General features: G+C 42.2%; 25 protein-coding genes. 8 read left to right on the forward strand and 17 right to left on the reverse strand.

Annotation, left to right across the window (positions count from 1 at the left end):
* Window positions 1-5 precede the first annotated feature (5 nt).
* Both LPB220_RS07735 and LPB220_RS07740 read right to left on the reverse strand, forming a co-directional pair.
* Window positions 6-1,148: a 5-methyltetrahydropteroyltriglutamate--homocysteine S-methyltransferase gene (locus tag LPB220_RS07735; protein WP_150906376.1), complete on the reverse strand. Its 1,143-nt coding sequence runs from the start codon at window positions 1,146-1,148 to the stop codon at window positions 6-8.
* A 164-nt stretch (window positions 1,149-1,312) separates the two neighbouring features.
* Window positions 1,313-1,525, reverse strand: a complete 213-nt coding sequence (locus LPB220_RS07740; RefSeq protein WP_003002541.1) for a YdbC family protein — start codon at window positions 1,523-1,525, stop codon at window positions 1,313-1,315.
* 90 nt (window positions 1,526-1,615) lie between these two features.
* Between LPB220_RS07740 and LPB220_RS07745 the strand changes: the two genes are divergently transcribed.
* Window positions 1,616-1,948: a hypothetical protein gene (locus LPB220_RS07745; protein ID WP_013903885.1), complete on the forward strand. Its 333-nt coding sequence runs from the start codon at window positions 1,616-1,618 to the stop codon at window positions 1,946-1,948.
* Window positions 1,949-2,163: 215 nt separating this feature from the next.
* Here LPB220_RS07745 and LPB220_RS07750 read toward each other — a convergent pair whose 3' ends face one another.
* The gene (locus tag LPB220_RS07750; protein ID WP_013903886.1) at window positions 2,164-2,493 is read right to left on the reverse strand and encodes a winged helix-turn-helix transcriptional regulator; all 330 of its coding nucleotides are present in this window, start codon (window positions 2,491-2,493) and stop codon (window positions 2,164-2,166) included.
* Between the two features lie 102 nt (window positions 2,494-2,595).
* Between LPB220_RS07750 and LPB220_RS07755 the strand changes: the two genes are divergently transcribed.
* Together LPB220_RS07755 and LPB220_RS07760 are read left to right on the forward strand one after the other, a co-directional pair.
* The gene (locus tag LPB220_RS07755; RefSeq protein WP_013903887.1) at window positions 2,596-2,721 is read left to right on the forward strand and encodes a 3-hydroxyacyl-ACP dehydratase; all 126 of its coding nucleotides are present in this window, start codon (window positions 2,596-2,598) and stop codon (window positions 2,719-2,721) included.
* 40 nt (window positions 2,722-2,761) lie between these two features.
* The gene (locus LPB220_RS07760; RefSeq protein ID WP_150906377.1) at window positions 2,762-4,132 is read left to right on the forward strand and encodes an MFS transporter; all 1,371 of its coding nucleotides are present in this window, start codon (window positions 2,762-2,764) and stop codon (window positions 4,130-4,132) included.
* A gap of 182 nt (window positions 4,133-4,314) precedes the next feature.
* Here LPB220_RS07760 and LPB220_RS07765 read toward each other — a convergent pair whose 3' ends face one another.
* Both LPB220_RS07765 and LPB220_RS07770 read right to left on the reverse strand, forming a co-directional pair.
* The gene (locus tag LPB220_RS07765; RefSeq protein WP_003002878.1) at window positions 4,315-5,601 is read right to left on the reverse strand and encodes a peptidase U32 family protein; all 1,287 of its coding nucleotides are present in this window, start codon (window positions 5,599-5,601) and stop codon (window positions 4,315-4,317) included.
* A 96-nt stretch (window positions 5,602-5,697) separates the two neighbouring features.
* Window positions 5,698-6,627: a peptidase U32 family protein gene (locus tag LPB220_RS07770; RefSeq protein WP_045759685.1), complete on the reverse strand. Its 930-nt coding sequence runs from the start codon at window positions 6,625-6,627 to the stop codon at window positions 5,698-5,700.
* 129 nt (window positions 6,628-6,756) lie between these two features.
* On the opposite strand from LPB220_RS07770, the gene LPB220_RS07775 reads away from it, so the two are divergent.
* A complete protein-coding gene (locus LPB220_RS07775; RefSeq protein WP_150906378.1) occupies window positions 6,757-7,053 on the forward strand; it encodes a DUF3270 family protein in 297 nt (98 codons plus the stop codon).
* Between the two features lie 129 nt (window positions 7,054-7,182).
* On the opposite strand, the gene LPB220_RS07780 is transcribed toward LPB220_RS07775, so the two are convergent.
* The 7 genes from LPB220_RS07780 to LPB220_RS07820 all read right to left on the reverse strand — a co-directional run bounded on the left by LPB220_RS07780 (window position 7,183) and on the right by LPB220_RS07820 (window position 13,233).
* Window positions 7,183-7,641 carry a YtxH domain-containing protein gene (locus LPB220_RS07780; protein ID WP_023918695.1) on the reverse strand — a complete coding sequence of 153 codons (459 nt, stop codon included), beginning with the start codon at window positions 7,639-7,641 and terminating at the stop codon, window positions 7,183-7,185.
* Between the two features lie 14 nt (window positions 7,642-7,655).
* Window positions 7,656-8,039, reverse strand: coding sequence for a DUF948 domain-containing protein (locus LPB220_RS07785; RefSeq protein WP_150906379.1), 384 nt, complete (start codon window positions 8,037-8,039; stop codon window positions 7,656-7,658).
* Between the two features lie 3 nt (window positions 8,040-8,042).
* A complete protein-coding gene (gene lgt / locus LPB220_RS07790; protein WP_150906380.1) occupies window positions 8,043-8,825 on the reverse strand; it encodes a prolipoprotein diacylglyceryl transferase in 783 nt (260 codons plus the stop codon).
* Window positions 8,822-9,754, reverse strand: a complete 933-nt coding sequence (gene hprK, locus LPB220_RS07795; protein WP_150906381.1) for an HPr(Ser) kinase/phosphatase — start codon at window positions 9,752-9,754, stop codon at window positions 8,822-8,824. Before hprK ends, lgt begins: the two co-directional genes overlap by 4 nt.
* A gap of 560 nt (window positions 9,755-10,314) precedes the next feature.
* Window positions 10,315-10,593, reverse strand: a complete 279-nt coding sequence (locus LPB220_RS07810) for a PspC domain-containing protein (protein ID WP_150906384.1) — start codon at window positions 10,591-10,593, stop codon at window positions 10,315-10,317.
* 74 nt (window positions 10,594-10,667) lie between these two features.
* Window positions 10,668-11,120 carry a SprT family protein gene (locus LPB220_RS07815; protein ID WP_150906385.1) on the reverse strand — a complete coding sequence of 151 codons (453 nt, stop codon included), beginning with the start codon at window positions 11,118-11,120 and terminating at the stop codon, window positions 10,668-10,670.
* On the reverse strand, window positions 11,107-13,233 hold the full coding sequence (locus tag LPB220_RS07820; protein ID WP_150906837.1) for a Tex family protein: 2,127 nt from the start codon (window positions 13,231-13,233) through the stop codon (window positions 11,107-11,109). The genes LPB220_RS07815 and LPB220_RS07820 overlap by 14 nt, the downstream gene beginning before the upstream one ends.
* 155 nt (window positions 13,234-13,388) lie before the next feature.
* Between LPB220_RS07820 and LPB220_RS10805 the strand changes: the two genes are divergently transcribed.
* The 4 genes from LPB220_RS10805 (at window position 13,389) to zwf (ending at window position 16,923) form a co-directional block, all read left to right on the forward strand.
* The gene (locus tag LPB220_RS10805; RefSeq protein WP_009731407.1) at window positions 13,389-13,535 is read left to right on the forward strand and encodes an SPJ_0845 family protein; all 147 of its coding nucleotides are present in this window, start codon (window positions 13,389-13,391) and stop codon (window positions 13,533-13,535) included.
* The gene (locus tag LPB220_RS07825) at window positions 13,535-14,440 is read left to right on the forward strand and encodes a permease (RefSeq protein WP_150906386.1); all 906 of its coding nucleotides are present in this window, start codon (window positions 13,535-13,537) and stop codon (window positions 14,438-14,440) included. The genes LPB220_RS10805 and LPB220_RS07825 overlap by 1 nt, the downstream gene beginning before the upstream one ends.
* Window positions 14,437-15,252, forward strand: coding sequence for a TIGR03943 family putative permease subunit (locus LPB220_RS07830; protein WP_150906387.1), 816 nt, complete (start codon window positions 14,437-14,439; stop codon window positions 15,250-15,252). The genes LPB220_RS07825 and LPB220_RS07830 overlap by 4 nt, the downstream gene beginning before the upstream one ends.
* 204 nt (window positions 15,253-15,456) lie before the next feature.
* Window positions 15,457-16,923: a glucose-6-phosphate dehydrogenase gene (gene zwf, locus LPB220_RS07835; protein ID WP_150906388.1), complete on the forward strand. Its 1,467-nt coding sequence runs from the start codon at window positions 15,457-15,459 to the stop codon at window positions 16,921-16,923.
* Between the two features lie 93 nt (window positions 16,924-17,016).
* Here the strand turns inward: zwf and ftsY are convergent, their stop codons facing one another.
* The 5 genes from ftsY to rnc are packed head-to-tail and all read right to left on the reverse strand — an operon-like array spanning window position 17,017 to window position 24,506.
* Complete coding sequence (gene ftsY, locus LPB220_RS07840; RefSeq protein WP_150906389.1) at window positions 17,017-18,663, reverse strand: signal recognition particle-docking protein FtsY; 1,647 nt, start codon at window positions 18,661-18,663, stop codon at window positions 17,017-17,019.
* Window positions 18,664-19,485 (reverse strand): Cof-type HAD-IIB family hydrolase, encoded by an 822-nt coding sequence (locus LPB220_RS07845; protein ID WP_150906390.1) that lies wholly within the window; start codon window positions 19,483-19,485, stop codon window positions 18,664-18,666.
* Window positions 19,482-20,288, reverse strand: a complete 807-nt coding sequence (locus tag LPB220_RS07850) for a Cof-type HAD-IIB family hydrolase (RefSeq protein WP_150906391.1) — start codon at window positions 20,286-20,288, stop codon at window positions 19,482-19,484. The genes LPB220_RS07845 and LPB220_RS07850 overlap by 4 nt, the downstream gene beginning before the upstream one ends.
* A complete protein-coding gene (gene smc, locus LPB220_RS07855; protein ID WP_150906392.1) occupies window positions 20,278-23,814 on the reverse strand; it encodes a chromosome segregation protein SMC in 3,537 nt (1,178 codons plus the stop codon). Before smc ends, LPB220_RS07850 begins: the two co-directional genes overlap by 11 nt.
* Window positions 23,805-24,506 carry a ribonuclease III gene (rnc, locus tag LPB220_RS07860; RefSeq protein ID WP_031573937.1) on the reverse strand — a complete coding sequence of 234 codons (702 nt, stop codon included), beginning with the start codon at window positions 24,504-24,506 and terminating at the stop codon, window positions 23,805-23,807. The genes smc and rnc overlap by 10 nt, the downstream gene beginning before the upstream one ends.
* Window positions 24,507-24,585: the final 79 nt, after the last annotated feature.

Consider the following 24,585-nt stretch of genomic DNA (forward strand, 5'->3'; position numbering starts at 1 on the left):
CCTCCTTATTCGCCCCAAACTTCAGCGACAATTTCCTTAATCAAACCGATTTTTTTCCATTGGTCTTCTTCTGTCAAAATGTTTCCTTCTTCTGTTGAAGCAAAGCCACACTGAGTCGACAGGTAAAGATTTTCCAACGGTACATACTGACTCGCTTCTTTAATACGAGCAATCACTTCGTCCTTGTTTTCCAATTGACCACTCTTAGATGTCAAGAGGCCTAACACCACTCCTTTACCAGGGGTTACTTCTGCAAGTGGTTCAAAACCACCGGCACGATCGGTATCAAACTCAAGGAAGTAAGCATTGACCGCTTCTTCTCCAAGGAGTTCTTTGGCAATCGGAGCATAGCCACCTGATGAAGCCCAAGTGGAATGGAAGTTCCCACGACAAACGTGCGTATTGACGGTCAAACCAGCTGGAACATGTTGGTAGACATCGTTGTTAAAGGTCAAGAAGAGATCAGCGAGTTCTCGGCGAACCTCATCTTTTGACTTGCCTTGAGCTGCTCCCCAAGCCGTCAAGAAATTATCGTCTACCAAGACACCCCACGTACAGTCATCCACTTGAAGAGTCCGAAGTCCTGCATCATACAAATCTTGAATCACTTGAAGATAGGCTTGCTTGATGTCTTCACGAACAGCCGCAAAATCAGGATAGATGGTATTCAATTGCTCTACATGTTCTGCATCACGGATCAATTCAAAATAGAATTGCGCAGGCGCTGGAATAGTATATTTAGGTTCTACACCATCTACATCTGCCACAAGATCCCGCAAGAACTTGTAATGCTCTACAAATGGATGATTGGCTCCCGTGATCTTTCCAACGACAAGAGCTGAGTCCGCCTTGGTCGTTTCATCATGGAATTGATAGCCTTGTGCAGCTTGGACATGATCAATGCCACCGAAGCCCCAGAAGAAATCCAAGTGCCAATAAGCCCGGCGGAACTCCCCATCCGTTACTGACTTCAGACCAGCGGCAATTTCTTTTTCAACGAGGTCACGAATCGCCTGATCCTCTACTTTTGTTAAGTCAGCCTGACTGATTTTTCCAGCTGCGAAATCTTCACGAGCTTGAACCAAAACGGCTGGACGAAGAAATGAACCAACATGGTCTACGCGATAAGGTGCATGTGTAGGTGTCAATATGAATTCCTCTTTCCTATAAATTTTACATTAATTCATCAATGCAACCATTATAGCAGTCTAACACTTGATAAACAAGGGTTTGGGATAATCTAATATCTTTGACATCTATATAGTCTTAGACTATAACAAAAAAAGAAGTCCTTGAAGGACCTCTTTTTATTTTAATTTTTAAATGCATCGAGCATAACTTGAAACTCTTCGTTCGTGAGTGTAATGCCTTTCCCCATCTTTGTATGGTCGGGACTCCAGGTCCGGATATCATACTTAGCTGGAGCACCGTTAAAACTTACACGGTTCAATTCCTTGGTCCAACCCTTGTCATTTTCTGACAAGACCAGTAAATGTTCTTCGATTTGGAATGAAAATTCTGCCATTTCACGACTCCTTTCTTGCCTTCTCATCTCTATTATTCGTAAATCATTTACAAAATCGTTGAAATTATCTATAATATATTGTATCAAGTTATGGAGAATTTAGCTATGAAAAAATTTCTCGAGATCGTTAAAGACCGAGCAAATGAATTTTTCAATGGAAAAGTCAGTACCCCTGCCCCATTAGAAGATGAGAGAATTATTGAAATCATTCAACAAGCTTTGCGAAAAAAACAAGGGGTTCATGTTATTTTTTCAAACAAGAGTTTTACAGGTGATATTGTCAAGTATGACCAAGAACGCCGACAACTGATCGTGAAAAATTTTAAAAAGAGTATGTCCACGATTATTCGGATTTCTGAGATCCAGAAAATCAGTTTGGTCCCCAATAATATTCGCATCGCCCAACAAAAAGGAGAGGTTTAACCCTCTCTTTTATATTGAAGACAAACGTCATTTTTGGCGTTTGTTTTTATTACTTTCAATCTCATTTCTATATTTATTAGAGTATCAAAAAAATTCCAGTACATACTACTAGTATTGACGTTGCCTTGATTAAAAAGGTTACCAAATCTTTCGTAATTACATTATCTATTTAAAGAAAAATATTAGTAATAAATTATGTAAATTCAATCTAATCTCTAATCACCATAAGTATGCTCCCATTTTTTCATTTCTTCAACGATACTTCTTAGAGCAATACCTTTTTTTGTCATTTTATATTCAACCTGTGGAGGCGATGTCGGTAAAACTTTTCTTGATAAAATACCTTCTTGCTCAAAATCATGTAATCGTTGAGCTAATATTCTAGGATTAATACCTTCTACACTACGCAAAAGACTACTATAATGTATATTACCATCAATAATTTCAGATAAGATCTCAAGAGTAAATTTACCTTTTAGTAAATTCAAGACCCTTCTTGCTGGACAAATTGATTTTTTCAAAGATTGCTTCTTGCAAGTCTCCATTCATTTCCTCCTTTTTTGATAGTTACTATACTTTTTTTCCCTTCTTGTTTCAGAAATTATTACATGATAAGCTAATTATATCATTTGAAAGGGGAAATTACTATGGATATTACAACTAAGTTTGACCGTATCAAAGATATTCTCGGTTGCGCTGATGGAAGATACTTTGGCACTGGATATACTCAAGTAAAATATTTTCAGAAAGTTAAATATATTGCTTTTGATTGATAAATGAAAATTGGTTTGATGAAATAACGGAGGAAGCTTGATGAAAAAAACAAATACAAAAGCGCCAGCTTATCTACTTTTTATTCTTTCACTAGGATACATTATGGCGGTCCTAGATACAACCGGAGTGGTTCTTGCTGTTCCCCATATTGAAACAGCTATGAGCGTCTCATTAGAGCAATCCATTTGGATTATTAACGCCTATACACTAGCTTTAGGCTCTTTACTCCTACTTTCAGGAAATCTAACAACAAAATATGGTGCTAAACGAATTTTATTATTTGGAATGACAATTTTTACACTTGCCTCATTTGGGTGCTCTTTTTCACCAAATATTGAAACATTAATCATACTTAGATTCGTTCAAGGTTTCGGTGCTTCTTTGTTTATGCCTAGTTCATTAGCACTTTTATTCATTTCATACCCTGATTCTACTAAAAGAGCACGTATGTTAGGAATTTGGACAGCAATTATTTCTGTTGCAACCGGTACTGGTTCTTTTATTGGTGGACTAATTATTAACTACTTCGGATGGAGGGGTATTTTCTTAATCAATATTCCATTGGGAATTTTGACAGTAATTTCAATATTACTTCTTGTGAAAAACAATATTGCCAATCCAAAGACTAGAATTGACATTTTCAGTAATATATTTCTTGTTGCAACTATCGGAAGTCTAGTTATTTACCTTGTTGAAGGGAATCAATATGGCTATAGTAACCTAAATCTTTTATTGTTTCTTCTCCTGTTTATATTATTTACTGTTGGTTTAGTAGTCCACGATAAAAAAAGTAAAGCACCTATTGTTCCCCACCAACTATTAAAAAATGCTAAGTTTATTGTCTCTAATCTGTTAGGTTTAGTAGTTAACATTTCATTATATGGTATTGTTTTGGTGCTAGGACTTTATTTTCAAACTTATTTAAACCTCTCCTCAATGGTTTCTGGACTCCTCATTCTACCAGGAATGATTGTCTTAATTATTGGTAATTTATTTTACGCACGTGCTGTAAAACGATTTTCCGTGGGAAGCCTCGCTACTGTCTCAATTATTTTTGCCATTGTAGGAGCAGCAGGAATTTTTGGAATTGGAGTCCTTTTTCATGAAATTCAACTATACATCCTAATCCCTTTATTTTCTTTAATGAGCCTTGGTATCGGAGTGTTAACTCCAGCAACTACTACCATTCTTATGGAAGCTGCTGGTCAAGAATTATCTGGAATTGCTGGTGCAACTTTAAACGCTAACAAACAAATTGGTGGACTTTTTGGTACAACAATTATGGGGATTCTAACTACTAATTTATCCCATAATTGGAATATGGTTATCGTTGTCGCATTTTTGGTTAACGTGATAATGTATATTGCTACTTGGTTAATTGCTAGTCGTTACCTTTATGGAAAAGAATAAAACCAAACAGAATGCATTCAATTAAAAGTTGATTATACAGATTGAAGAAAAAGTCCATTTTGACAATTTTCTTCAATCTTTTTTCATAATTATATAAAGAAAAAACTCTAAAGGAGAAGTTTTTCTAGTCCTAATAGAGTTTTTCTATATTCTGAAGAGAGATTTAACCCTCTCTTTTTTTGTTATACTCGAACAGTTTTACTTGCCCCATCTTTTGAGTAGAGATTGATTAAACCTTCCTGGCAAGAACGAATCATATCTCCTGGCTTGACTTCTTGTGGAACGGTGATCGTAAGAAGTTCCATCGGATTTGGTGCGCGATCAATCTTCACTCCATCCTTATCATGCAAGTCTTGGATCTGGCATTCAAAATGACGGAAGCCTGGTCCGTAGAATTCCACTTGGTCGCCTTCATTGATGACATTCCGTTGGCGAATCGTCGCAGTCATGGTAGATGGATCAAAGTCCACCACTTCTCCTACAAATTTGTATTGCGGAATCTTACGACGTGCCCCAAACAATTGTTCATTTTCAGTCGGTGTTTGGTAGTAGAATCCAGTTGCTAATTCACGTTGAGCGACTTTCCACAATTCATTGATCAAATCATCCTTAATGGCATAAAAGGCTTCTGGACTTTCCATATAGGCATCACAAGCTGCCTTGTAACAGTTGGCAACTGTTGATACGTAATGGACAGATTTCATCCGACCTTCGATCTTCAAGCTATCAACCCCATTGTCAATCATGTCTGGAATATTTTCGATCATACACATGTCCACGGCTGACATAGAATATTCTTCTGGGACTTGTCCTTTGATACTCTTGCGTTCTTGGCCAAATGGCATATCATAGAGATCGTATTTCCAACGACAAGATTGAGAACAACCACCACGGTTGGCATCCCGGTCAGACATGTGGTTAGAAAGGGTACAACGTCCGGAATAAGAAATACACATGGCTCCATGAACGAAGGCTTCGATCTCAAGATCGGTACGCTTACGGATCTCTGCCAACTCTTCCATGGATACCTCACGGGCCAAGACGACACGGGTCAAGCCATATTCTTTCCAGAAATGGAAGGTCTCCACGTTGGTTGCAGAAGCTTGCGTAGACAAGTGAATATTGAGTCCAGGTGCATAAGTTGCACAGATTTCAATCAAGGCCGGGTCTGAGACGATCACGGCGTCAAGGCCCATATCTCGTAATTCACGGAACCATTCACCAGCCCCTTGTTCATTTCCCTCATGGGTCACCATGTTCGAAGCCACGTGTACATCTACGCCACGTGCATGCGCATATTCGATACCTTCACGAAGCTCATCCATGGTAAAGTTTCCAGCACGGCTACGCAAACCATAGGCTTGTCCACCGACGAACACTGCGTCTGCCCCATAATTAACGGCAACTTTTAATTTTTCTAATGTTCCAGCAGGTACCAAAACCTCTGGACGTTTTTTTGTATTTGTCATGTTTTCTCCAATTTACAAGATTGTCGATATGATGAATAGCCTCTTCGTTCCCTGAAAAAGGAAAACTCACAAACGAAGAAGCCCTAGTATTATTTGTTATTTTACACGATCTGGTTCGTAATCATAGAAACCAGTATCCAAACCACGATTAGCTGGATGTAATTTGCGGATTTCTTCATCAAACAGATAGGCTTGATCCTGTGTAAATGTTCCTTTTTGAATCAAATCACGGGCCTTGACAAAGTACTCTGTAATCTTGACAAAGTTTTCACCCGGACAGTAGACACCATCAAGTTTCCAATGATCAAAGCCATGTTCTACCAACTCAGACAATTTGGTCATCATATTCAAGTCATTATTTGAGAAGATATGGGTTCCATGTTTGTCCTCATAGACTGAATAGTGAGAATTGGGATCTCCTGGTTCTGCTAAGAACAGATCGCGATCTTTGGTCACAGATTCTTCTGTCTTGATGAAGTTGTAATAATTCTGAAGAAGAGGTCGTTTCGAATGGTGGATAATGCTAGCACCATAGACCAAGACCTCTGCTGGAATCTGAAGATTCTCAGCCATTACGAATAATTCGGCAGATGGAATCTCACGAGCCAAAACAGCCTCAGAAGCTCCTGCCTGTTTTCCCCAGAAATTGATCTGGCGGCTAGAAGTGACCATAGTTGAGGCATCGTAAATCGTTTTGAATGGATAGCCATCTCGTTTCAAGACATAAAAAACGCCCGCATCTCCGACAGTAATATAATCAGCCTGAATTTCCTTTAGAAAATCTAGGAAAGGCTTGATTGAATCCATCATCGATTGGTGCATCAGTGCATTTACAGCTACTGTCAATTCTTTCCCAGCAGCATGGACTAGTTGGGCAATTCGATTTATTTCGTCATAGCTTAAAGTTTGAGGCAATCGTAATCCGTAGTCTTTTTCACCGACATAGATTCGGTCAACCCCTGCATCAATCAGGGCTTGCGCTTGCTCAACACTCTCTGCTGTTGCTGTAATAATAATATTTTTCATAGAACCATTATAACAAAAATTCCGATATTCTAGAAAAATTTATTCATTTTGTAAAATTTGTAACATTTTTGTAACATTTATATTCCTGAATTCATGATAGAATAATAGAGTACTGTTAGGAGAGAGAAAATGCCCGTAAGAAATTTAAGACACTATGAAGAAGAAGAATTCGATTATATCGAATTAACCAAACAAACCCAAGAAACCCCTATTCAGGACTATGCTCCTGAAGTTGAACCCGCACCTCAATTAAGTGAATTGCTATATTTTTTAAATATCGCTATTTTCTGTGTGTTGACGGTTGTATTTAGTTTTATCTTTTTAGCGACAAAAATGAATACCTTCTTTGCGTTTGCTTTAGCGATTGGTTCTAGTTTTGCTAGTATTCAAGGGTTCCGAATTTACTACAATAAACGAAAAAAATAAAAATCAGGTTCGCCTGATTTTTTTATTTACTCGAATTATTTTAATTGGATTAACAGTTGGAAGACAAAACTTAACTGCCAATTGCTATCTTACCTTCCATAAAAAATGAGGCTCTGTGAGCCTCATTTTTTATACTTCTTTTGTTTCTTCTTCAGCTGCTTCTTCAGAATCTTTTTCATCCAACTCTAAAACGATGTCTTCTGATTCTGTTTGTTTGCGAATGGATTGAACCAAGTCATTGCCACTTAGATTTTCTTTTTGAAGTTTATCCTTAAATGAGTGATAGACTTCTTGAGATTTTTCAACCACATCTTGCGTTTTTTCTTTGACAGATTCCAAAACAGTTCCTGTCGTAATTTCTCCAGAACCAACTTTTTCTTTGGTTTGTTGGATCACTTCTGCTGCTTGTTTTGAAACATCCTTAGCAGTTTGTTTCACCGATTCATGTACTTCTTGAGGATCTTCTTGATAATCTTTTACGAAGCGCACCACTTTTTTAGTGACTTTCTTTCCTTGCTCAGTTGATAAATAGTAGGCTGCTGAAGCACCTGAAATCACACCAATTAATAAACTAGATAAACGTCCCATATTCTTCCTCGATTCTATTTAAATAATTTTGAAGCCATCTTAATCGCTTTTAATCCGATAGAGGCTTTCACTGTTTTTCCACCAGCTGATACAGCTTTGACACTCAATTGACGGGCTTGATCATTCAAATCTGAAACAGACTCTGAAAGATCCGCCACGGCTGTAAAGAGTGGGGCAATCGTTGCAACTTTTTGATTCAAATCATCCGTTAAAACATTGACTTTTGCCAATAGATCATTGGTCTGATGCAAGGTGACATTGACATCTGATGTCAAAACTTGGATGGTTTTTTGCGTCTCATCTACAACTTTTCCAATCTTTGAGAGGAAAAAAATCATATAAATGACAAGCGCTACTAAGGCAAGGCCTAAGAGGCCGTAGGCAATTTCAATAAACATATATTACTCCTTTGCTTCTACATAATAAGGGGCTTTTTTGCGACGTTGGTAGATGATGATGGCGAGTCCAACTAAAATCAGGATCATCGACAACCACTGGGAAACACGTAAGCCCGCAAACATCAGGCTATCTGTCCGCATTCCTTCGATGATCATCCGACCAAAACCATACCAGATAAGGTAAAAGGCTGTGATCTCACCTTGTCGCAAAAATTGGGGCTTCCTACGAAGAATCAAGATCAAGAGAAATCCTAACAGATTCCAACTGGATTCATATAAGAACGTTGGCTGACGGTAACTACCATCTATATACATTTGGTCTCGAATAAAAGAGGGCAGGTAGTTAAGACTTTTAACAGCAGCTCCATAAGCTTCCTGGTTAAAGAAGTTCCCCCAACGTCCAATACTCTGTGCAATCATGACGCTTGGGGCCGCAATATCTAAGAAATCAATTGGCTCAATCAAGCGTCTACGAGAGAATAGATAGAGGACAAGGGCACCTGTCAAGAGGCCACCATAAATCGCGATTCCTCCGTTCCAGATAGCAAAAATCTCACCAAGGTGCTGGCTATAATAGCCCCATTCGAAAGTAACGTAATAGAGTCTGGCACCCACAATCGCAAGAGGAAAAGCAATCAGAATGAAATCAATGATGGCATCTGGATCAATTTTCTTACGAGGCGCTTCTTTCATGGAAAGATAAACAGCTAGAATCAAACCAGAGACAATACAAATTGCGTACCAACGAATACTGATCGGACCTAATTGAAGGGCTACTGGATTCATTCCTTCACCTCATTTTGACTAATCAACTGGGACAAACGTTCTTCAAAGGTTTTAGTGGCATCATAGCCCATTTGTTTGGCACGAACATTCATGGCTGCTGCTTCAATCACGACCGAAATATTTCGACCTGTCTTCACTGGAATGCGAATACGAGGAATGGTGACTCCACCGATTTCCAACTCTTCTGCGTTGTTACCAAGACGATCATAAGTTTGGTCCTTAGCATAATTTTCCAGGTAAACGTCGATTTGAACTTGTGAAGAATCCTTCACAGCACTCGCACCGTATAGACTCATGACATCGATAATCCCGACACCACGGATTTCTAGTAGGTGACGTAGGATTTCAGCAGGCTCTCCCCAAAGGGTCATCTCATCTCTCGCATAGATATCGACTCGGTCATCCGCTACGAGACGGTGACCCCGCTTGACAAGTTCCAAAGCTGTCTCGCTCTTACCGATCCCGCTATCTCCTTGGATCAAGACCCCCATCCCATAAATATCCATCAAAACACCATGAACACTGGTACGTTCTGCCAAGCGGCTATCCAAATAACTGGATAACTCACCAGACAAACGGCTCGTCGCAACATTGCTCTTTAAAATAGCCAGCTGCTTCTCTTCCGCAGCCCGTAACATTTCTTCTGGAATGTCCAAATTCCGCGCGACAATGATGACAGGTGTCTCTGGTTGGAACATCTTGCGTAAAACTTGATGTCGGTTGTGAGAGCTCATCTTCACCAGGTAGGACCATTCTTTCATTCCTACAAGCTGAATCCGCTCAGGTGTGTAATAGTCAAAATAGCCCGTCATTTCAAGACCTGGACGTGAGATGTCCGCAGTCGTAATTTCCTTGCTTAAGAGGTTATCATCCCCATAAACAACTGACAGACGAAGCTTTTCCTGTATATCGCGAACAGTAACTGCCATATCATTCTCCCTTTTAAAATTCTCTCTCTATTATAGCAGATTTTCTCTTCAGACGAGAGACTGAAGTGTCATTTGAATGATCCATTTTCAACTCCTTTTTAAGGCAAGCAAAAAGAGGCCAAGACAATTGTCTCTAACCTCTAGGAAATGATGGTAACATCTGAAGAATGCTCCAGCCTTCAGCCTTGCAAGAAATCTTTGATCATGGATTTGATTCCAGTCGAGACAGCATAGACCACCGCATTGGAAGGAAATGCAATCAATCCGAGCATAAAGGCGATAGGTCCTCCCCCCAACAAGGACAAAACCAGATACAACATCGGCAGAAATAAAATCGAAAACCGATAAATTTGTGGCTCTCTTGCCCTTTCTGTTGTCAGAAACAAGAGGTAGAAGAGACTATTCCAAATGCCCAGTGGATAAAGGGCCATTCCGATAAAAACTGTTCCAACTCCTTCTCCAAAAACACAATTTAAAATGAAAAACTGTCCTATAAAACTGAAGAAGAGATATAGAATAAAAGCAAGGTAATAGAACTTCTGCTTCACCCGGAACTCCTTTTAGAAAAACGGACTATCATTCTGATCATGGATGGGTTCAGCCTCTTTTCTCCGACGAGGTCGAGGGCCATCGTCAAATATTTCCTGCTCCTCTTCCTTATAAGGTAAGGTCGTATCTAACAGCAAGTAGATAATCACACCGATAAAGGCATGGGAGACTGTAAAGAGTATAAACAAGAAGCGTAATAGCATTACACTCAGACCAAATTTATCAGCCAGCCCAGCTAGCACACCTGAAACCAGGCGGTGGCGTTTTGATTTGTAAAATGATGATGTCATTTGATTTTCCTCTTTCTAGTTAGACCTATTTTAGCAGAGTCTAACTAGAAAGAGATCCGCCTAAAGACCGATTCTCATTCCTGTCTCATTTCAAGGAATTGCAGACGACCGTGACAGCGACCGCAAGCATATTTCTTCAGATCGATTTTTCGCTTTCGCCTATACTCTTGTCTACAATGAGAACATCGGTAGAGATAAACTCGCTTTTTTCTCGATTTTTCTGGTAGAGGTGGTGTGAATCGAAGTCCATCCACTTGCTGAAGGAGCTGTTTAAAGGCTGGATCTTTGTGGCGATAGCCTTTTCCTTGATCGTAAAGATGGTAGTGGCAGAGCTCATGGCGGATTATTTTCCGAAAGGTCTCTAATCCGAAAGCTTGATATATTTTCGGGTTAAAATCGAGGTGTCGATCCTTGGGAAAGAAACGGCCTCCAGTGGTTTGAAGACGCGCATTCCACTCTGCTTGATGGCGAAATTCTCTCCCAAAATCTTCCAGAGATACCTGGCGTACATAGTCAGTCAGATTCATTCGGTGCTACCAAACTGAGGTTGACTTTTTCGCGTTCCACGTCGATCTTCTTCACCCAGACCGTCACTACATCTCCTACAGAGACGACTTGGCTTGGATGCTTGATAAATTGCTTGCTCATATGGGAGATATGAATCAAGCCATCCTCGTGAATGCCAATATCGACAAAGGCTCCGAAATCAACCACATTGCGCACAACCCCTTCTAATTTTTGACCAATGTGGAGGTCTTTAATATCCAAGACATCCTGACGGAGCACTGGTGCATCAAAGGAATCCCGCAAATCACGACCTGGTTTTAGGAGATCGGCAATGATATCTTTCAGGGTTTCTGGTCCCAGATCCAGCTGAGTAGACATCTCCTTTATGTTCACAGCTTTTAATTTTTCCTGAGCTGATGCATCGAGTTCGGTAATTTCAAGAAGTTGAAAGAGCTTTTCAACTTCCTGGTAACTTTCAGGGTGAACGCCGGTATTGTCCAAAATGTTTTTACTTTCAGGAATGCGTAAGAATCCGGCAGCCTGCTCAAAAGCCTTGGCTCCGAGACGAGGGACTTTTTTTATCTGTGCCCGTGAAAGGATCATTCCTTCTTCTTCCCGGTATTTGACGATATTTTCAGAGATGGTTTTATTCAGTCCTGCTACATGCGCTAAGAGAGACGGACTAGCGGTATTGATATTGACCCCAACTTGGTTAACAACCGTATCCACCACAAAGTCCAAGCCTTCGGTCAATTTCTTCTGATTGACATCGTGCTGGTATTGACCCACACCAATCGATTTGGCGTCAATTTTCACCAATTCGGCCAAGGGGTCTTGCAGGCGGCGGGCAATAGAAATAGCCGAACGTTTTTCAACAGTTAATTCTGGGAACTCATGGCGGGCCAACTCACTTGCCGAATAGACAGACGCTCCACTTTCATTGACAATGACATAGCGGACCCCTGGATGGTCATGGAGCACCTCTGCGACAAAGGCCTCACTTTCACGGCTGGCGGTTCCATTTCCAATGGCAATAATCTCTACGTTAAACTCCATGATCAAGGAGGACAGATCCTTTTTAGCTTGCTCGATCTGAGCTGGTTTGGCAGGGGCAACTGGATAGATGACCTGGGTTGTGAGCATCTTTCCTGTTTCATCGACAACGGCTAATTTGGCACCTGTCCGAAAGGCTGGGTCAAAACCAAGGACCACACGCCCCTTCAATGGAGGAATGAGCAATAGATTCCGTAGATTTTCAGAGAATAATTGGATAGCACCGTCTTCGGCAGCCTCAGTCAACTCTGTTCGAATCCGGCGTTCGATCGCTGGTACAATTTTTTTCTTGACGGCCTGCTGAATCACCTCATCGACATAGGTATTTTTCGTTTTAAATCGAGCTTCAAAAATACGAATGATTCGATCCAGATGGTGCTCAAATCCGACTTTAAGAACGCCCAATTTTTCCCCACGATTGAGAGCAAGCGTCCGGTAACCTTGCATACTCTTGATCTTTTCAGAAAAATCATAGTAGATTTCAAAAGTTCGCTTAGGATCTAAGCTTTCATCCTTTAGAGTTGAGGTCATGAGGGAATACCCATGAATTTCTTGATAGGTGAGAGCCCGCAATTGGGTGTCTTCTGAAATAGCCTCTACCAAAATATCTACTGCACCAGCTAGAGCCGCTGTTTCGGTTGGAAAGGTCTCGCAGATAAATTTCTGAGCCTCTGCTTCCAAGTTTGGACTATTTTGCAGAATAAGGCGTGCCAAGGGGAAGAGTCCTGCTTCTCGGGCAATCGTAGCCTTGGTCCGCCGTTTTTCCTTGTAAGGCAGATAGAGTTCTTCGACATCCGCTAATTTTTCAGCAGATTCAATAGCCTGCTTGAGCGCATCCGTCAACTTGCCTTGTTCAGCAATCTTTGCTAGGACAGTTTCCTTTCGTTCAGCTAGAGCCGTTAAGGATTTGTCCCGATCAATAATAGCCTTGATCGCTACTTCATCTAAGTTTCCCGTCATATCTTTTCGATAGCGAGCAATGAAGGGAATGGTTGATCCTTCTGCGGTCAGACTCAATACGGTATCGATTTGTTTTAAGCTAACACCCAATTCTTGGGCTATTTTTTCATATTTATCCATAGCTTCTATTATAGCATATTTTACCGTAGCCAAGGCTTCTAGCCACCTATTTGCTAGGGTTTTGTAGAAGTTTCCTCCTTGGCTTTTATGCTCTATTTCCCCCTTGATCTTTCCTTTTTGTTATAATGATAGAAAACGAAAAAGGAGGCCCAAAAATGGCTATTAAATTTTCTAAGACAGATGATCTTGATAAAATGTTTGAAAACTTTGCAAGTTTTCCAGATCTAGAAAAAACAGTTGAATTCCCCGAAGAAAAAAAGAAAGCAGAAACGGCTGCTAAAGATGCAAAGAAGGCTAAATAATGACATTCTTTCAACACCTTCCCTCTAGCGTCTTGCAGGCTGGGGCTATTTTTCTCTCGATTATCATTGAGGCCCTGCCCTTTGTCCTGATCGGAAGTATCATTTCAGGAATGATTGAGGTTTATGTCACACCTGAGAAGGTTTACCGTTTTCTTCCCAAAAATAAATTTGGGCGGATTTTCTTTGGGACCTTTATCGGCTTTATCTTTCCTTCCTGTGAATGTGGAATTGTTCCCATTATCAATCGCTTTCTAGAAAAGAAAGTCCCAAGTTATACTGCTGTTCCCTTTCTGGTGACAGCACCTGTTATCAATCCTATCGTTCTCTTTGCAACCTACTCAGCCTTTGGGAATTCTGTTAAGATGGCCCTCTATCGCGCCCTGGGTTCCCTACTGGTCGCAACGGTACTAGGGATCTTCCTTGGCTTTATTCAGACAGATTCGATCCAAAAAGAACATCGCAAGCCTGTGCATGAACATGATTTTAGCGATTTGAGCAAAGGCCAAAAGCTCTTTCAAGTCTTGGTTCAGGCAATTGATGAATTCTTTGATACAGGACGCTACTTGGTATTCGGTTGTCTTTTTGCAAGCCTCGTCCAAGTCTATGTCCCAACACGGATCCTCACTTCGATCAGTGCGACACCGGTTATTGCTATTCTCCTCCTTATGGCCTTGTCCTTCCTCCTCTCACTTTGTAGCGAGGCGGATGCCTTTATCGGCTCCTCTCTTCTGAGTAGTTTTGGAGTAGCGCCGGTGCTGGCCTTTCTGGTGATTGGACCCATGCTTGATGTCAAGAATCTCCTCATGATGAAAAATTATCTCAAGACCCGTTTTATCTGGCAATTTATCGGAATTGTCTGTGGAGTTGTGCTCCTATACTCTTGGATTGTGGGGGTAGCTTTATGATACGATTTTTGATCTTAGCAGGTTATTTTGAGCTCACCATGTATCTTCAATTATCCGGTAAGCTCAATCAATACATCAACTTACACTATTCTTACTTGGCTTATATTTCCATGTTTTTGTCCTTCATTTTAGCTCTTGTGCAGCTGATTATCTGGGTCAAACAAATGAAAATCCATAGTCATCTATCCGGCTTATGGGCAAAAGTGGCGAGTATCTTCTTGCTCTGTATTCCTTTGTTTGTCGGCTTATTTTTCCCAACAGTGACGCTGGATTCTCAAACTGTCTCTGCCAAAGGCTATCACTTCCCAGTGGCAGCAGGTTCTTCCAAAGAAATCCAACAGGATGAAGGGACAACAACCCAGTATCTCAAACCGGATACCAGTAGCTATTTCACTAAGTCCGCCTATGAGTCAGAGATGAAGCAGGCAGCTAAGAAATATGTTGATAAAAAGGTGATCCAGGTGACCACTGAGAATTATATGGAAGTCATGGAGGTCATTTATGATTATCCAGATCAATTTGCGGGGAAAACCATCGAGTTGACCGGTTTTGTTTACAATGATCCTAATAACAAAGACAGCCAATTCCTCTTTCGCTTTGGGATCATCCACTGTATCGCAGATTCCGGTGTCTACGGTCTTTTAACAACCGGTGCTCCCCAACATTTTGAAAATAATACTTGGATCCATGCAAAAGGAACCTTGTCCATTGAATACCACAAACAGCTCAAGCAAAGCTTGCCTGTCCTCCACATTAGTGATTGCCAGACCATTACGAAACCGGCCAATCCATATGTCTACCGCGTATTCTGATGGAGTTACCAAGTTTCTTCGGTGGTCGATCCAAACAGCTTATAGCAATTGAAGCTAGAATCCACATTGATTCTAGCTTTTTCTATGCTTTCCTCTCTAATCCTCTAATCCAAGCGGAAAATATTCGGAACAACGATTCCATCAAAGAAATCTTGTAGATTTTATGGTAAAATATGGTTAATAAAATAGGAAATAGGTACTTAAATGTCTTCAAAAGTTATTGTAACCATTTTCGGGGCCAGTGGAGATTTAGCCAAGCGCAAACTCTACCCATCCCTTTTTAGACTCTATAAATCAGGAAATCTATCTGAAAACTTTGCGGTTATCGGAACAGCCCGCAGACCATGGAGCAAAGAATACTTTGAATCAGTCGTGGTAGAATCTATCACAGATCTGGCAGATAGCCCTCAACAAGCTCAAGAATTCGCTAGTCATTTCTACTACCAAAGCCATGATGTCAATGATACCGAACATTACATCGCCCTGCGCGAATTGCAAAATAGCTTGGATGAAAAATACCAAACGGAACACAACAAGGTCTTCTTCTTGTCCATGGCTCCTCAATTTTTTGGAACCATTGCCAAACACCTCAAATCCGAAGGAATTGTGGATGGACAAGGCTTTGAGCGCTTGATCGTTGAAAAACCTTTCGGTACAGACCTAGAAACGGCTAGTCAGCTCAACAAGGAATTGGAAGAAACCTTTGATGAAGAACAAATCTTCCGGATCGACCATTACCTTGGAAAAGAAATGATCCAAAATATCTTTGCCATTCGTTTTGGAAATCTTATTTTTGATAATCTTTGGAACCGAGATTTTATTGACAATATCCAAATTACCTTTGCTGAACGCTTGGGGGTTGAAGAACGCGGTGGCTACTATGATCACTCGGGGGCCCTTCGAGATATGGTGCAAAACCATACCCTTCAGCTTTTGTCTTTGCTTGCAATGGATAAACCAGCCACCTTTACTAAGGATGCGATTCGAGCTGAAAAAGTTAAAGTTTTTGAGCAATTGTACAATCCAACAGATGAGGAATTAAAGAAATTCTTTATCCGTGGTCAATACCGTTCAGGTACGATCGAAGGGAAAAAAGACATCTCTTATCGCAGCGAGCCCAATGTCGGCCCTGAATCTACTACGGAGACCTATACTTCTGGGGCATTCTTTGTTGATAGCGATCGCTTCCGTGGAGTTCCTTTCTTCTTCCGTACTGGAAAACGCTTGACGCAAAAAGGAACCATGGTCAATGTGGTCTTCAAGCAAACCGACTCCATCTTTGGACATGACTTGCAACCAAATGTCTTGACCATTTATATCCAACCAAATGAAGGTTTCTCATTGAGCATCAACGGAAAAGAGGTCGGAGAAAAATTCAGTATCGCACCGATTTCCTTTGACTACGAAACAGATGCGACTGCAACTGGAGCTTCCCCAGAGCCTTATGAAAAATTAATTTTTGACGTTTTGAACAATGACTCAACCAATTACAGCCACTGGCACGAAGTCCGTGCTTCATGGCAATTGATTGACCGGATTGAAAAACTATGGGCCGAAAATGGAGCACCGCTCTATGAATACAAGTCTGGATCCATGGGACCAACTGCATCCGATGATCTCCTTGCAGAATACGGAGCCGAATGGGTTTGGAAACCTGAACCTAAGAATTAAGGAAAGCCACCTTCGGGTGGTTTTTTTTTGATAGCGCAAGGAAACAAAAAGACAAATTGTCCTTCCAACAATTTGTCTTTTTCTATTTGACTCTTAAATCAAGCCTTCCAAGAGGCCTCTCATGAAGTTTTCTGAGTGGAATGGTCCGATGTCATCAATCTTTTCTCCGAATCCAATCAACTTCACTGGGATGTCCAACTCTTCACGGATCGCAAGGACGACCCCACCTCGAGCCGTTCCATCTATCTTGGTCAATACAATTCCTGTCACAGGCGTAATTTTTGAAAATTCTTTAGCTTGCACCAAGGCATTTTGACCAGTTGATGCATCGAGGGCTAGCAAGGTTTCATGCGGTGCATCAGGTACCACACGCTTGATAATGCGACCGATTTTTTCCAGCTCCGCCATGAGGTTGTCCTTGTTTTGCAGACGACCCGCCGTATCAATCATCAGAACATCGATGTTTTCAGCGATCGCACGTTCCATTCCATCAAAGACGACGCTAGCAGGATCTGATTTTTCAGGACCTGTTACAACTGGAACATCTACGCGGCGTCCCCATTCTGCCAGTTGAGCTACTGCTCCTGCACGGAAAGTATCTGCTGCAACCAACATGACTTTCTTGCCTTCTTGTTTGTAGCGGTGGGCTAACTTCCCGATAGAGGTTGTTTTACCAACTCCATTGACCCCAACAAAGAGCATGACCGTAAGACCGTCTTGAAAACGAATGTCTTCATTAAATTGGCCATCCTTTTCATACAAGTCCACCAATTTTTCGATGATCACGCGCTTGAGAGCATCTGGCTTTTTGGCATTTTCCAAACGTGCTTCATAGCGCAACTCTTCGGTTAAATTAGAGGCCACTTGAACCCCAACGTCACTCATGATCAAGAGTTCTTCCAATTCTTCAAAGAATTCTTCATCGACTGAACGGAAATTGGCAAAGAAGGCATTGAGGCGTGCTCCAAATCCAGTCCGTGTCTTTTTCAAGCTACGATCGTATTTTTCCTGAATGTTTTCTTGCTCTGGCTCAACCTCATCTGGAATTGGCTCCTCTGCCTCTTCAACAGTTCTTTCCTCAACGGTTGATGCAGCTTCTCCTTGAGGAATTCTGGACTCGGCTTCTGCCACTTCTGAAGTTTCCTCCACTTGAGCAATCGCTTCTGATACTTCAGGTTCTGAAACCTCATCCTGAGCTTCTACTAGTTCTGGAGACTCCTCTTCTGTCGTGCTCCCTTCTACTAGCTCAGCGTCAGATGATGGAAAGGCAATCGGTGGCTCTTCTTTCATTTCTGAAGCACTAGCCCCATCTGCTTCCTCACCATTTTCAGTTTCTTCCACTTCTTCAAGAGGCTCAGTCTCCGTGTCATCAGCTAGTGGTGAAACTTCTTCAGGACTTGCTTCTGTTTGAGCAGGTTCAAAGACAACTGGAGACTCCTCTACTGGTACTTGGTCTTCATGAGTCTCTGATGTCACTTTTTCTTCTACAAGAGGTTCCTCTGCCGGCTCTTCTTGAGCAACGGTTGAAACAGGTTGATGAGTGGCTGCAATTCGCGCTTTGAGCTCTTGGTAGTAAGCCTCCATATCAGCGATTTTTTGCTCTTCCTTGTCATTTTGGATAGCCGTCGGCTCCTCTTTGACAGTTTCTTCAACCTCCGTACTGTCCGTCACTTCTTCCGAAGACGGAAGCACTTTTTCAGTTTCTTCTTTTTTTCCAAATAAACGATCAAATAATCCCATTTATTCACTCTCCTTTAGCACATAATTTTCAATCGCCCATGCGACGGCATCTTGGTCATTGGTCACAGGGGCCACAAGCGCTGCAACTTCCTTCACTGCTGGAATCGCATTGCCCATGGCAACCCCCAGTCCAGCCCATTGTATCATAGACAGGTCATTGGCTTCATCTCCACAGGCCATGACTTGATCTGCCTCAAGACCCAAAATAGAAGCCAGTGCCTCTAAACCTGTTGCCTTGTGAACATTTTTAGGGCACCATTCCAGCAACATTTCCCGAGATTTAAAAATTTCATAGTCTTGAAATAACTCCGGCTTGATCTGCTTGATAGTTGCATCTAAAAAGTCTTGATCGACGGCTGTCACACACTTGTTGTAGGAAATCGTGGATGGCAGGTCTTTAAAATCTGTCTCAATAAAGTTCAGGTAGGGATTGTAAAGGGAATAGAGAGACTTTCGATCTGCATGAATCTCATAAACCGTTCCCTCACTAATGGCATCCAGCGGAAGGCCTAGACGGGCTGTTTCATCATGAATGGTTGTGACATCTTCTGGTGCCAAGACAACTTTTGAGAGGATTTCTCCATTATTTCGCTGCACTAGACCACCGTTGAAGGTAATCGTATACTCTTCTTTAAGGCCTGCTGTTCCCAATTCTTCTAAAAGAAAATCCATGGCTTTCAAGGGGCGACCAGTGGTTAGAACCACCTTGACACCTTGGGCCTGTGCAGCAACGAGGGCTGCTCTATTGCGAGGGGAAATCTTTTTTTCAGAATTGAGAAGGGTCCCATCTAAATCCAGCGCAATCAAGGAAATCTGACTCATACAATTTCCTCCATGTAGCGTAGGACAGAACCCGTCGCATGGTGGCCGATGACTGTTTCAGCAATCGCTAAGATTTCAGGACGTGCATTTTCTGGCGCTACAGGATGGCCCACGACTTGCATCATATGGAGGTCATTTAAGTTATCCCCGAAAGCCATCACCTGATCCATCGAGATCCCTAGTTTATCCGCTAAGGCGATAATGGCCACTCCCTTATCGACATAATCGAGGACAATATCAATCGATTCAAAACCTGTCGTCATCGCTTTGACACCGGGGATATTCTCAGTGACCCATTGCTCACCTTCAAGTACAAGAGCTGCATCAAAGTTGGTGGTCAATTTGAAAATTTCATCCTGAATATCCGCTAGGCTTTTCACTTTTTGAATGTTTTCATTGTAGTGCTGACTCAAGGCCAGATAGTCGGGATCTACTGTTTCTAAGACATAGCTCCCTTTTTTCCCCGTCAAAAGAAGCTTATTCGGATCTGCATAAGGGGAAGCTTTCAAAGCCTCAAAAACACTCAAATAAAAGTCTTTGGACATGGTCGCTTCGTAGAGATCTTCTCCATGAAATTCTACCACACTACCATTTTCAGCAATGAAAATCATCTGGTCCTCAAATTCTTTAAAGAGGGATTTGAGAGAAAGAAGGGCACGGCCACTTGCAGCAGCAAAATAAATGCCTTTTTCTTTGCAGCTTGCTAATACCTTGCGTAAAAGCTCTTGATCGTACTGATGTTGGTCATTTAGAAAGGTTCCATCCATATCCGTAGCGATCAATTTAATATCATTATTCTTCATTTTCTAAGTCTTTCAATTTTACTGAGACGATTTTAGAAACCCCAGATTCCTGCATGGTCACACCATAGATGGAATCAGCAGCCGACATGGTTCCCTTCCGGTGCGTCACGACAATAAATTGGCTTTCCTTATCAAAGCGGTTCAAATAATCCCCAAAGCGCTTGACATTGGCCTCATCTAAGGCAGCCTCTACCTCATCCAGAATGACAAATGGAATAGTCTTGACACGAATAATCGAGAACAAGAGAGCCAAGGCAGACAAGGCCTTTTCTCCACCACTCATGAGGTTTAAGGATTGGATCTTTTTACCAGGTGGCTGCACAGAAATCTCAACACCAGCTGTCAGAAGATCTGGCTCTGTCAGAATCAAATCAGCAGAACCCCCACCAAACATTTGACGGAAAGTGACTTTGAAGGATTCACGAATGGCTTCAAAAGTTGATTTAAAGCGTTCCTTGACTTCGTCATTCATGTCGTTGATGGTAGACAGAAGCATGTTTTTCGCAGCCAAGACATCCTCACGCTGACTTGATAGGAAATCAAAGCGCCCCTTCACCTCATCGTACTGCTCGATCGCATCCACATTGACCGGACCAAGTGCCTTAATGTCTTTTTCGATGCTCTTGAGCTGGTTTTCAGCTGCTGCAAGGTTTTCAACAGGTTTAGCCTGCTCTTTGGCTTGGTCAAAGCTTTGCATGAATTCATCGGTAATTTGCGTTAAGAGCTTGTTCAAGCGGTCTGCATGCTTTTCACGTGTCGCTTCAGCCTTGGCTTGTTGACGAATCCACTCTTCGTTTTTCTTGCGAGCTTGTTCCATCTGTTCTGCCACATCTTCGGCCTGGCCTTCCAAATCATCCAGCTCAAAACGTTTCCGAATGACTCCTTGTTCCAAGTCCGTTTTCTTGGCTTGGGCCTGCGTCAATTGATTGGCTAGCTGCTCCACATCTACTGTTTGAACTTGAGCCTCGCCTTGTTCAATCAGCAATTGCAACTGATGCTCTTCTACTTCCAACTGGGAGATCGTTTCTTCCAAGCGACGAGCATCTGTTTGCTCGTAGCTTTGTTGGCTCAACCATTCCGTCTGTTGAAGTCGCAATTCTGCCAATTGCTCTTGCAAGTTTTGTACCTTTTGTTGCAGAACATCTTTATCCGACTTCATGGTTTCAATATCGCGATTCAAGTTTTCTTTTTGAATCTCAATTTCTGCCAATTGCTTAGTAAGGGACTCCTGCTCTTCTTGGAGAGACTGGGTCGCATCTGTTGCCAATTCTGACTTCAAAGCTTCTAAGAGTTCCTGAATTTCTTTCAGTTGCTCTTGGCTTTGTTGGTAGGCCAATTGGGCCCGCTGTTGCTCCAGACGCACTTGCTCACCTTGACTTTGAATAGAGGCCAGGTATTCTTGCGCCTGCTTGAGCAGATTGTCCTTGGTCTCTACCTCCTGCTCAGCTTCTCTCAAACGAGCATCCAGAGCTTGCATTTCCTGCTTCAAACTATCCAATTCTGGTTTGACAAAGACCGTATTTTGGGAGCGATTGGCACCACCGGCATACGATCCTCCGGTCCGCAATTCGGTCCCATCCAAGGTCACCATCCGAACTTGATAGTTGACTTTACGAGCTGCCTCACGCGCATGCTCCGTCGTGTCAAAGATGGCCGTTACGCCAAGCAAGTTTTGGAAAATCTGTTCAAAACGATGCTCATAGGTCACTAAGTCACTCGCAATTCCTAGAAATCCTGCACTGGCTTGAATCAATTCCAAATTCCGAGGAGATAGTTGACGGGCTTTGATGGTCGTTAGCGGAAGGAAAGTTGCCCGTCCCAAGCGATTGTGTTTCAAGAAATCGATCGCTCGCGTTGCGGCCTTTTCATCCTCGACAATGATCTGTTGGCTGCTTGCTCCCAGAGCAATTTCAAGCGCCGTCTGGTAGTCTTTTGAGAAGCTCAAATTCTCACTAACAGCCCCACAGATGCCTCCTAACCGTTCTGCTTCTTGCAAAACGCTCTTGACGCCTGCATAGAAGTTACTATGGTTCTTCTGAATGGCTTCCAAGCTATTGATCCGCGCCCGTTTGTTTTTGCTCTCATCCATCAAGTCAAACATGGCCGTTTGAGCCTCTTGGTAGGCAGCTTTGGCTTGCTCCACTTTTACCAATTGATCTTGGTATTCTACTAGTAAACCTTTGACCGTCGCTTGTGCCTGATCCAACTCTTCCAATTGTCGGACTTCTTTTTCCTTGGCAGCTTCAAAATTGGATTGTGCCTTGGCCAAATCCTCTTGACGATGGCTAGATTCTTGCAGGAGTGCTTGGATCCGGCTCTCAATAGCTGTCCGCTCATTTGATTTTTCAGCCTCCGTCTGCAAGAGAGCGACATACTGCTCACGTAGATGCTCAATGACTTGTTCCGGATCTTCTTCGTAGTTGGCTAATTCTTTTTCCAACTCTTCTTGTTGCTGACGGTTCTCTGTCAGCCTTTGTTGAAGCACAGCTAGCGTCTCTTGTTTTTGAGCCAGCTCTTGTTTCGCTTCTTCCAGACGGGCCAAAACAGCATCCAGCCGCTCAAGATTTTCCCTGCGACTATGGGCTGCTTGACTCGATTGCAACTTAGCTACTTCGATTTGCTTTTCCAAATCACTGATCAAACGAGTAACCTCAAGTAAGCTGGCCTGGTCCTCAGCTAAGCTCTCATCCAACTGATGGCGGGCTTTCTTGATACGTACATTATCTTCTTCTAAGACCTGACGACGTTGGTAATAAGAAGCCAACTGTTCTTGAATGGCCTTTTCTTCTTGATCAGCCTTTTCATAAAGGTCCTTTGTCAGATCGACTTGAGCAACTAAAACATCCAGCAAGAGAACCTGCCGTTCTTGGTCTAATTCCAAGAAACGGCGAGCGACAGTCGCTTGCTTTTCAAGAGGTTGGATTTGTCCTTCTAATTCATAGAGGATATCCTCCAGACGGTCCAAATTCTCCTGGGTTTGGTTGAGTTTGGTCTCGGTTTCCTTGCGCCGCGTCTTAAATTTCAAGACACCAGCAGCTTCTTCAAAGATAGCCCGGCGTTCTTCCGGTTTGGAGTTAAAGATCTCCTCTACCCGTCCTTGGGAAATAATAGAGAAGGAGTCACGTCCCAATCCCGTATCCATGAACAAATCATGAACATCTCTGAGACGTACTTTCTTGCCATCGATCTTGTACTCGCTGTCTCCTGAACGATAAATATGCCGTTCGACCCGAATTTCTTTCCCTGCCTGTTGGATAAAACCATCTTGGTTATCTAAGACAACTGTGACACAGGCATAATTCAGCGGTTTACGCGATTCTGTCCCTGCAAAGATGACATCGGGCATCTTGCCCCCACGTAGACTCTTGACACTGGATTCCCCTAGGGCCCAGCGCAAGCTCTCCGTGATATTTGATTTTCCAGATCCATTAGGCCCTACAACGGCAGTGACCCCTTTGTCAAATACGACTTTTGTCTTATCCGCAAAGGATTTAAAGCCTTGGATTTCAATCTCTTTTAGATACATGGCCCATCATTCCTCGTTTCAACTGCATTGCGGGCTGCTTCCTGCTCCGCTAATTTCTTGGAACGACCATGACCATGTCCCATCGTTTGACCGTTCACGAATACTTCTACTTCAAACTCTTTGGCATGAGCAGGACCGGACTCGCTGACCACTTGATACTGGATCTCCACATCTCCGTGAACCTGCAACAGTTCTTGCAAACGAGTCTTGTAGTCAATAACTTGGGAGAATTGACCCGTTTCAACCTTAGGAATCATGACCTGATAGATGAAGCGTTTGACCGCTTCCACACCTTGATCTAAGAGCAAGGCACCTAAAAAGGCTTCAAATAAATCGCCAAGAATCGTATCGCGGTCCCGACCACCAGATTTTTCTTCGCCCTTGCCTAGTTTGATGTAATGGTCAAATTGGCAATCCCGAGAAAAACCAGCCAGACTTTCTTCACGGACAATCATGGAACGGAATTTGGACAAATCTCCCTCCGGTCTGTTTGGGTGTTCCTTATACAAATATTCGGAAATAACTAATTGAAGAACAGCGTCTCCTAAAAATTCCAAACGTTCGTTATGTGAAATTTTTAAGAGGCGGTGCTCATTGGCATAAGAGGTGTGCGTAAAAGCTGTATCTAATAAACTGCTATCTGAAAAAACGATCTGAAACCGTTCCGATAACAGGGCTTGTAATTTCTCCATGGGAAGCCTACTTTCTAATAAATTCATACTCTTAAGTATACCAAAATTTTAATACGATTACCATTAGATATCCATTAGA

The sequence above is a fragment of the Streptococcus sp. LPB0220 genome (genome assembly GCF_008727815.1).
Lineage (GTDB): Bacteria > Bacillota > Bacilli > Lactobacillales > Streptococcaceae > Streptococcus.

What these genes read in the sequence shown, in the direction of transcription:
- LPB220_RS07740 (WP_003002541.1), bottom strand. Translation starts at nt 1,525, where the DNA reads ATGGCAGAATTTTCATTCCAAATCGAAGAACATTTACTGGTCTTGTCA.
- LPB220_RS07745 (WP_013903885.1), top strand. Translation starts at nt 1,616, where the DNA reads ATGGAGAATTTAGCTATGAAAAAATTTCTCGAGATCGTTAAAGACCGA.
- LPB220_RS07750 (WP_013903886.1), bottom strand. Translation starts at nt 2,493, where the DNA reads ATGGAGACTTGCAAGAAGCAATCTTTGAAAAAATCAATTTGTCCAGCA.
- LPB220_RS07755 (WP_013903887.1), top strand. Translation starts at nt 2,596, where the DNA reads ATGGATATTACAACTAAGTTTGACCGTATCAAAGATATTCTCGGTTGC.
- LPB220_RS07760 (WP_150906377.1), top strand. Translation starts at nt 2,762, where the DNA reads ATGAAAAAAACAAATACAAAAGCGCCAGCTTATCTACTTTTTATTCTT.
- LPB220_RS07765 (WP_003002878.1), bottom strand. Translation starts at nt 5,601, where the DNA reads ATGACAAATACAAAAAAACGTCCAGAGGTTTTGGTACCTGCTGGAACA.
- LPB220_RS07770 (WP_045759685.1), bottom strand. Translation starts at nt 6,627, where the DNA reads ATGAAAAATATTATTATTACAGCAACAGCAGAGAGTGTTGAGCAAGCG.
- LPB220_RS07775 (WP_150906378.1), top strand. Translation starts at nt 6,757, where the DNA reads ATGCCCGTAAGAAATTTAAGACACTATGAAGAAGAAGAATTCGATTAT.
- LPB220_RS07780 (WP_023918695.1), bottom strand. Translation starts at nt 7,641, where the DNA reads ATGGGACGTTTATCTAGTTTATTAATTGGTGTGATTTCAGGTGCTTCA.
- LPB220_RS07785 (WP_150906379.1), bottom strand. Translation starts at nt 8,039, where the DNA reads ATGTTTATTGAAATTGCCTACGGCCTCTTAGGCCTTGCCTTAGTAGCG.
- lgt (WP_150906380.1), bottom strand. Translation starts at nt 8,825, where the DNA reads ATGAATCCAGTAGCCCTTCAATTAGGTCCGATCAGTATTCGTTGGTAC.
- hprK (WP_150906381.1), bottom strand. Translation starts at nt 9,754, where the DNA reads ATGGCAGTTACTGTTCGCGATATACAGGAAAAGCTTCGTCTGTCAGTT.
- LPB220_RS07810 (WP_150906384.1), bottom strand. Translation starts at nt 10,593, where the DNA reads ATGACATCATCATTTTACAAATCAAAACGCCACCGCCTGGTTTCAGGT.
- LPB220_RS07815 (WP_150906385.1), bottom strand. Translation starts at nt 11,120, where the DNA reads ATGAATCTGACTGACTATGTACGCCAGGTATCTCTGGAAGATTTTGGG.
- LPB220_RS07820 (WP_150906837.1), bottom strand. Translation starts at nt 13,233, where the DNA reads ATGGATAAATATGAAAAAATAGCCCAAGAATTGGGTGTTAGCTTAAAA.
- LPB220_RS10805 (WP_009731407.1), top strand. Translation starts at nt 13,389, where the DNA reads ATGGCTATTAAATTTTCTAAGACAGATGATCTTGATAAAATGTTTGAA.
- LPB220_RS07825 (WP_150906386.1), top strand. Translation starts at nt 13,535, where the DNA reads ATGACATTCTTTCAACACCTTCCCTCTAGCGTCTTGCAGGCTGGGGCT.
- LPB220_RS07830 (WP_150906387.1), top strand. Translation starts at nt 14,437, where the DNA reads ATGATACGATTTTTGATCTTAGCAGGTTATTTTGAGCTCACCATGTAT.
- zwf (WP_150906388.1), top strand. Translation starts at nt 15,457, where the DNA reads ATGTCTTCAAAAGTTATTGTAACCATTTTCGGGGCCAGTGGAGATTTA.
- ftsY (WP_150906389.1), bottom strand. Translation starts at nt 18,663, where the DNA reads ATGGGATTATTTGATCGTTTATTTGGAAAAAAAGAAGAAACTGAAAAA.
- LPB220_RS07845 (WP_150906390.1), bottom strand. Translation starts at nt 19,485, where the DNA reads ATGAGTCAGATTTCCTTGATTGCGCTGGATTTAGATGGGACCCTTCTC.
- LPB220_RS07850 (WP_150906391.1), bottom strand. Translation starts at nt 20,288, where the DNA reads ATGAAGAATAATGATATTAAATTGATCGCTACGGATATGGATGGAACC.
- smc (WP_150906392.1), bottom strand. Translation starts at nt 23,814, where the DNA reads ATGTATCTAAAAGAGATTGAAATCCAAGGCTTTAAATCCTTTGCGGAT.
- rnc (WP_031573937.1), bottom strand. Translation starts at nt 24,506, where the DNA reads ATGGAGAAATTACAAGCCCTGTTATCGGAACGGTTTCAGATCGTTTTT.